Source organism: Tepidanaerobacter sp. EBM-38, from assembly GCA_001896545.1.
Classification (GTDB): Bacteria; Bacillota; Thermosediminibacteria; order Thermosediminibacterales; family Tepidanaerobacteraceae; genus Tepidanaerobacter.
Genome location: MPOT01000061.1, coordinates 22,423 through 29,785, shown reverse-complemented (window position 1 = coordinate 29,785; position 7,363 = coordinate 22,423). Strand labels below are relative to the sequence as shown.

6 protein-coding genes are annotated in these 7,363 nt (G+C 41.9%); all 6 read right to left on the bottom strand.

The features are described from left to right. A partial coding sequence (locus BUC45_RS07435) for a GTP-binding protein (RefSeq protein ID WP_296971315.1) occupies positions 1-369 on the bottom strand: 369 nt, incomplete at its 3' end. Positions 370-412: 43 nt separating this feature from the next. Then, the gene (fusA, locus tag BUC45_RS07430; protein WP_296971313.1) at positions 413-2,479 is read right to left on the bottom strand and encodes an elongation factor G; all 2,067 of its coding nucleotides are present in this window, start codon (positions 2,477-2,479) and stop codon (positions 413-415) included. A gap of 48 nt (positions 2,480-2,527) precedes the next feature. Further along, a complete protein-coding gene (gene rpsG / locus BUC45_RS07425; protein WP_296971310.1) occupies positions 2,528-2,998 on the bottom strand; it encodes a 30S ribosomal protein S7 in 471 nt (156 codons plus the stop codon). 16 nt (positions 2,999-3,014) lie between these two features. Continuing rightward, positions 3,015-3,392: a 30S ribosomal protein S12 gene (gene rpsL, locus BUC45_RS07420; RefSeq protein WP_213975166.1), complete on the bottom strand. Its 378-nt coding sequence runs from the start codon at positions 3,390-3,392 to the stop codon at positions 3,015-3,017. A gap of 96 nt (positions 3,393-3,488) precedes the next feature. After that, positions 3,489-3,737, bottom strand: coding sequence for a ribosomal L7Ae/L30e/S12e/Gadd45 family protein (locus BUC45_RS07415; RefSeq protein WP_296971309.1), 249 nt, complete (start codon positions 3,735-3,737; stop codon positions 3,489-3,491). 61 nt (positions 3,738-3,798) lie between these two features. Beyond that, entirely contained in the window at positions 3,799-7,353 is a 3,555-nt protein-coding gene (rpoC, locus tag BUC45_RS07410) for a DNA-directed RNA polymerase subunit beta' (protein ID WP_296971308.1), read from the bottom strand. Positions 7,354-7,363: the final 10 nt, after the last annotated feature.

Genomic DNA, 7,363 nt, shown 5'->3' with positions numbered 1-7,363 from the left:
GGCAAGCAGTATGTGTTCTCTTGTCTGGGGCATTGGGCCGTCTGCTGCTGATACTACTAGTATTGCTCCGTCCATCTGGGCTGCTCCGGTTATCATGTTCTTTACGTAGTCGGCGTGGCCGGGGCAGTCTACGTGGGCATAGTGCCGGTTGTCTGTTTCGTATTCTACGTGGGATGTGGCTATGGTTATTCCTCTTTCTCTTTCTTCCGGTGCTTTATCGATGTTGTCGTAGTCTACAAAGTTTGATAGTCCCACATCTGATAATACTCTGGTTATTGCTGCTGTAAGGGTTGTCTTGCCATGGTCTACGTGACCTATTGTCCCTATGTTTACATGGGGTTTTTTCCTTTCATATTTCTGCTTTGCCATGTTTATCCTCCTTAATATTGTTGTTTCTTTTTATTTGTTAATTTTATTTGTTAATTATTGTATCTGCTATATTCTTTGGAACCTCATCATAGTGAGAAAACTGCATGGTATATATCCCACGACCTTGAGTTTTTGATCTTAAAGCAGTTGCATATCCAAACATCTCTGATAGCGGCACAAACGCTCTAACTATCTGAGCACCCGATCGTGGTTCCATACCTTCCATTTGACCTCTGCGAGCATTTATATCTCCAATAACATCACCTAAATAATCTTCCGGTACTACAACTTCTACTTTCATAATCGGTTCAAGCAGCACTGGTGAAGCTTTTTTCATACCTTCTTTAAGAGCCATAGAACCGGCTATCTTAAAGGCCATTTCCGATGAGTCAACCTCATGGTAAGAACCATCGTATAAAGTAGCCCTTATGTCTACAACCGGATATCCGGCCAATACACCGCTTGTAAGAGCTTCACGTATACCTGCATCTACTGCGGGAATAAACTCCTTGGGAATTACACCACCGACAATTTTATTGACAAATTCATAGCCCTTGCCTTGTTCTAGAGGTTCTAACTCCAACCAAACATGTCCATACTGACCTCGTCCACCAGACTGTCTTACAAATTTACCTTCGGATTTTACTGTCTTGCGTATGGTTTCTTTATAAGCTACTTGTGGACGGCCTACGTTTGCTTCAACCTTGAACTCTCTTAACATTCTATCCACTATTATTTCCAGGTGGAGTTCTCCCATGCCGGCAATAATGGTTTGACCGGTTTCTTGGTCAGTATAGGTTTTAAATGTCGGATCCTCTTCTGAAAGTTTCTGCAAGGCCACACCTAATTTATCTTGGTCAGCTTTAGTTTTAGGTTCAATTGCTACTCTAATAACCGGCTCCGGAAATTGCATAGATTCTAAAATTATAGGATGATCTTCGCTGGAAAGACTATCACCCGTTGCGGTATCTTTAAGGCCAACTGCCGCAACTATATCGCCGGTCATAACTTCATCAACTTCTTGGCGGTGATTTGCGTGCATATAGAGAATTCGCCCTATGCGCTCTTTTTTATTCTTCGTAGAATTATATACATATGATCCGGATTTAAGTGTGCCGGAATACACTCTAAAATAGGTCAGCTTTCCTACATATGGGTCACTGACAATTTTAAAGGCCAGCGCTGAAAAAGGTTCATCATCACTTGCATGCCTTTCAACTTCTTCACCGGTTTCAGGATTTATACCCTTTATCGGCGGAACATCAAGTGGCGAAGGCATATAATACATTATTGCATCTAATAATTGCTGCACGCCTTTGTTCTTATAAGAAGAACCGCAGAGCACCGGTGTTAATCTAACCTCTACACAACCTTTTCTTATGGCGCGGCGTACATCTTCTTCAGGTATTTCTTCACCTTCAAGATACTTCATCATTATTTCATCATCAACATCCGATAGGGCTTCCAGCATTTTCTCTCGGTAATGCATGGCCTTGTCGCGGATATCTTCCGGTATATCTTCTTCTTCTATTTCAGTACCCATATCATTTTTAAATATATAAGCCTTTTGATGAACTAAATCGACAATGCCTCTAAAATTTTCCTCACTGCCTATGGGTATCTGTATAGGAACTGGATTGGCTCCCAATCTTTCTTTCATCATAGATATAACATTTTCAAAATCTGCTCCGACAATATCCATTTTATTTATATAGGCAATTCTCGGAACCTTGTATTTATCGGCTTGGCGCCATACAGTTTCAGATTGAGGCTCTACGCCACCTTTTGCACAAAAAACAGCTACTGCACCGTCGAGAACTCGCAAAGACCTTTCAACTTCCACCGTAAAGTCCACGTGCCCTGGCGTATCGATAATATTTATACGATGACCTTTCCAATAACACGTTGTAGCAGCCGATGTTATGGTAATTCCTCTTTCCTGCTCTTGCTCCATCCAGTCCATTACGGCTGATCCCTCGTGAGTTTCTCCCATTTTATGAACCTTGCCGGTATAAAAGAGTATTCTTTCAGTTGTCGTAGTTTTACCGGCGTCTATATGTGCCATAATACCTATATTTCTTATCTTTTCTAATGTAACTTGCCTAGGCACAATCTTACACTCCTTTCTTATGCCAAGTCTTTACTGTTCAACGGCTGGCTACCATCTGTAATGTGCAAAGGCTTTGTTGGCTTCGGCCATCTTGTGGGTTTCTTCCTTTTTCTTAACTGCTCCACCCATGTTATTAGCCGCATCCATAATCTCTCCGGCTAATCTTTCTGCCATGGTCCTTTCACTGCGTTTTCTAGCATAATCCACCAACCATCGCACTCCAAGTGTCAATCTTCTTTCCTGTCGGACATCTGAAGGAACTTGGTAGGTAGCTCCGCCAACCCTTCTAGGTCTAACTTCAAGAACAGGCATAACATTTTTCATGGCTTCCTGAAAAACTTCTATAGGATCCTTGCCAGTTTTTTGCCTTATAATCTCAAAAGCCTCATAGCAGTTCTTCTGAGCCACGCCTTTTTTTCCATCATACATGACTTTGTTAATAAGTTTCGTTACCAGTATATCGCCATATATCGGGTCTTCTTCAACTGGTCTTCGAAATACATGACCACGTCTTGGCATTATATCCCTCCTTTAACTATTTTTTCTTAGGCTTTTTGGCACCATAAAGGGACCTGCCCTGCTTGCGATCTGCCACACCGGCAGCATCCAAAGCTCCTCGGATAATATGATATCTGACACCGGGAAGGTCCTTGACCCTACCTCCTCGAAGTAACACTACCGAGTGCTCCTGTAAATTATGACCAATGCCCGGAATGTATGCTGTAACTTCAATGCCATTGGTAAGCCTCACCCTAGCAATTTTTCTTAAAGCAGAATTAGGTTTTTTCGGTGTAGTCGTCTTAACAACGGTACATACTCCTCGTTTCTGGGGTGAGCCTTTAAGGGCCGGAGCCGTAGATTTGTACTCTACTTTCTTTCTTCCCTGCTTTACCAATTGATTTATAGTTGGCAATTTGGCACCTCCTTCCATGTAATTGAATTAATAAATAAGCAAAAATATATATATGCATTAAAAAGATGCCCCTATAGGGGCATCTTAAAAGCAATGCTATGAATTTAAGATTGCAGCAGAGGCTGCCCCTACCTGAATTCCACAGGCATCCCCCAATTCTTTCATAGTATTCACAGCTATAACTTCGATGCCTTTTTCTTTGCATATCCTTTTTAGTTCAGACACTACATGCTCTTCAGCATCTTCAGCTATGAAAACCATACAAACCTGATCCTTTTCGATAGCTTTTAAGGTTTGTTTGGTACCTATGGTTTTTTTGGAGGCCTTTTTTAATTTATCAAGCATTTTCTCGCCCTCCCCCTTTATTTATAAAGAGAGCTGAAAGACACACTCATATATTCTACCATCATAGGTTTTGACTGTCAATAAGTGAGCTTTCATCTTTACTCATTTCTTTTTCCACTTTTTCATCCGGGGTATGAATCTTTATATTCCTGTAACAGCCCATCCCCGTTCCTGCCGGTATGAGTTTGCCGATAATTACATTTTCCTTTAAACCTAAAAGTGGATCTATTTTTCCTTTAATTGCCGCATCAGTAAGTACCCTTGTGGTTTCCTGAAAAGAAGCAGCAGATAAGAAGGAATCAGTAGCAAGAGATGCTTTGGTGATACCTAAGAGCACCCTCTTACCCTCGGCCGGGGCTTTACCTGCAAGAATCATTTCGTTGTTTAACTCCTCAAATTCGAACACATCTATTAACTCGCCGGGAAGCAGTTCAGTATCACCCGGTTTTTCTACTTTAATTTTTCTAAGCATCTGGCGGATGATTACTTCTATATGCTTATCATTGATATCAACACCTTGAAGCCTGTAAACTTTCAGCACTTCTTGAAGTAAATAAGTTTGCACTCCCCTTATGCCTTTTATCTTCAAAATATCATGCGGGTTTACCGAACCCTCGCACAGTTCATCGCCGGCTTCTACCACAGTACCATTCTCCACGGTTAGTCTTGCTCCGTAAGGAACTTGATAAGTTTTTGTTTCACCTGTGGGAGTTGTAATTTCTACTTCCCTTTTCTTTTTACTCTCAACAATCTTAGCTGTGCCGCCGACCTCAGTAATTACTGCCTGGCCTTTTGGTTTGCGAGCTTCAAATAACTCTTCGACCCTAGGAAGACCCTGTGTGATGTCTTGACCGGCTATTCCTCCAGTATGGAATGTTCTCATGGTAAGCTGTGTGCCCGGCTCGCCTATGGACTGAGCCGCTATAATACCTACAGATTCGCCTATATCCACAGGTTTGCCCGTTGCCATGTTTTTACCATAACATTTTACGCATACCCCGTGTCGTGTTCTGCATGTAAGCACCGAACGGATTTTAACTTCCTTCATGCCTGCTTTCACAATGCGGTTGGCCATGGCTTCGGTTATGAGCTCGTCTGCATGTACTATAATTTCACCTGTTTCAGGATCCTTGATGTCTTCTAATGCAAATCGCCCTTCAATTCGTTCTTTAAGGTCTTCGATGATCCCGCTGCCATCTTTGATTGCTTTTACTGTTATACCATCAGTTGTACCGCAATCTACATCTCTTACTATAACATCTTGGCTCACATCCACCAATCGCCGTGTCAAATATCCGGAGTCGGCAGTTCGAAGAGCTGTATCAGCCAAACCCTTCCTTGCACCATGTGTTGATATAAAGTATTCCAACACAGTAAGGCCTTCTCTAAAATTAGCTTTGATAGGTAGGTCGATAATCCTGCCTGACGGATCAGCCATAAGACCCCTCATACCTGCAAGCTGTCTTATCTGCTGTTTATTACCCCTTGCTCCGGAATTTGCCATCATATACAGTGAATTGAAGTGGTCAAGGGAATCCATCAGTGCATCGGTAATTTTTTCGGTTGCAGCAGTCCAAATAGATAAGGTATTCTCATACCTTTCTTCATCAGAAATAAGTCCCCTCCTATATAAAAGTTCCACTTGGTCAACCTTTTCATCGGCCTCGGATAGGATTTTCTCCTTTTCTTCAGGAACTTCTATATCGGTAATGCCGATGGTTATTCCGGCCTTTGTCGCATAATCAAAACCTTTTTTCTTTATCTTATCCAAAACTTGAGCCGTAACAGTAGTTCCATGTAATCGATAGCACCGTTCAATGATATCTCCTAGCTTACTCTTGTCAACTAAGCTGTTTAGTTCCAGCTCGAATAGATTTTCTTCCTTCGTTCTGTCTACATATCCTAAATCTTGGGGTATGCCCTCATTAAATATCAAGCGCCCCGGTGTGGTCTTTATAATTTTGTGACGTTCTCGGCCGTCAATATTCCTTTTTATTCTAACATTAATAGGCGCATGAAGGCCTACTTCTCCCATTTCATAAGCCAATACTGCTTCTTCAGGGCAGGAAAAATATTTTCCTTCACCCTTTTCGCCAGGCCTTTCTATCGTTAAGTAGTATGAACCTAGAACCATATCTTGAGTCGGAGTAACGACCGGCTTTCCATCCTGCGGTTTTAATATATTATTTATTGATAGCATTAAAACCCTTGCTTCAGCCTGAGCTTCCGCTGAAAGCGGTAAGTGGACGGCCATCTGGTCGCCGTCAAAATCTGCATTGTATGCGGTACAAACCAGAGGATGTATCTGGATGGCCCGACCTTCTACTAGTATAGGCTCAAAAGCCTGAATGCCCAAGCGGTGCAATGTAGGAGCCCTGTTTAAAAGTACCGGATGCTCTTTGATAATATCTTCAAGTACATCCCAAACTTCAGGTCTTACCCGCTCTACCATGCGTTTTGCACTTTTTATATTATGTGCATGCCCTTCTGATACCAATTTTTTCATGACAAAGGGTTTAAATAGCTCCAATGCCATTTCCTTGGGTAAACCACATTGATATAGTTTAAGTTCTGGGCCGACCACAATAACCGAACGCCCGGAATAGTCAACACGCTTACCCAGCAGGTTTTGTCGAAACCGGCCTTGCTTACCTTTTAGCATATCACTTAAAGATTTAAGCGGCCTATTGCCCGGACCGGTAACTGGACGGCCCCGCCGGCCATTATCAATAAGGGCATCCACAGCCTCCTGGAGCATTCGCTTTTCATTTCTTACTATGATGTCCGGTGCTCCCAAATCTAAAAGTCTTTTTAGACGGTTATTCCTATTAATAACCCTTCGATACAAGTCATTAAGATCTGATGTTGCAAAACGTCCGCCGTCTAACTGCACCATCGGTCTAAGGTCAGGCGGAATTACCGGAATAACTTCTAAAATCATCCACTCAGGTTTATTTTTTGATTTCCTAAAAGCCTCTACAACTTCTAGCCGTCTGAGAATTCTTATCCTCTTTTGACCTGTAGCATCCTTTAATTCTCTCCTGAGCTCTTTTGATAATTTCTCACAATCTATTTCAGCCAAAAGTTCTTTGACAGATTCGGCTCCCATTCCGGCTTTAAAAGCATTCCCGTATTTATCGCGATATTCTCGGTATTCTCTTTCATTTAATAATTGCTTTTTCATCAAGGGAGTATCGCCAGCATCAATTACTACATAAGAAGCAAAATATATTACCTTTTCTAGAGACCGTGGCGACATATCGAGAATTAAGCCAATGCGACTGGGTATTCCCTTTAAAAACCATATATGGGAAACAGGGGCTGCCAGCTCAATATGACCCATTCTTTCACGGCGCACTTTAGATTTTGTAACTTCAACTCCGCAGCGGTCACATATAACACCTTTATATCTTACCCTTTTGTATTTACCACAATGACACTCCCAATCCTTTACAGGGCCAAATATACGTTCACAGAACAATCCCTGCTTCTCCGGTTTAAGAGTCCTATAATTAATAGTTTCTGGTTTTTTTACCTCTCCTTTGGACCATTCTCTTATCTGTTCCGGTGAAGCAAGACCGATCTTTATGGAATCAAAATAATTGAGTTCCAGCAAGTGTTTCTCT

What these genes read in the sequence shown, in the direction of transcription:
- rpsG (WP_296971310.1), bottom strand. Translation starts at nt 2,998, where the DNA reads ATGCCAAGACGTGGTCATGTATTTCGAAGACCAGTTGAAGAAGACCCG.
- BUC45_RS07415 (WP_296971309.1), bottom strand. Translation starts at nt 3,737, where the DNA reads ATGCTTGATAAATTAAAAAAGGCCTCCAAAAAAACCATAGGTACCAAA.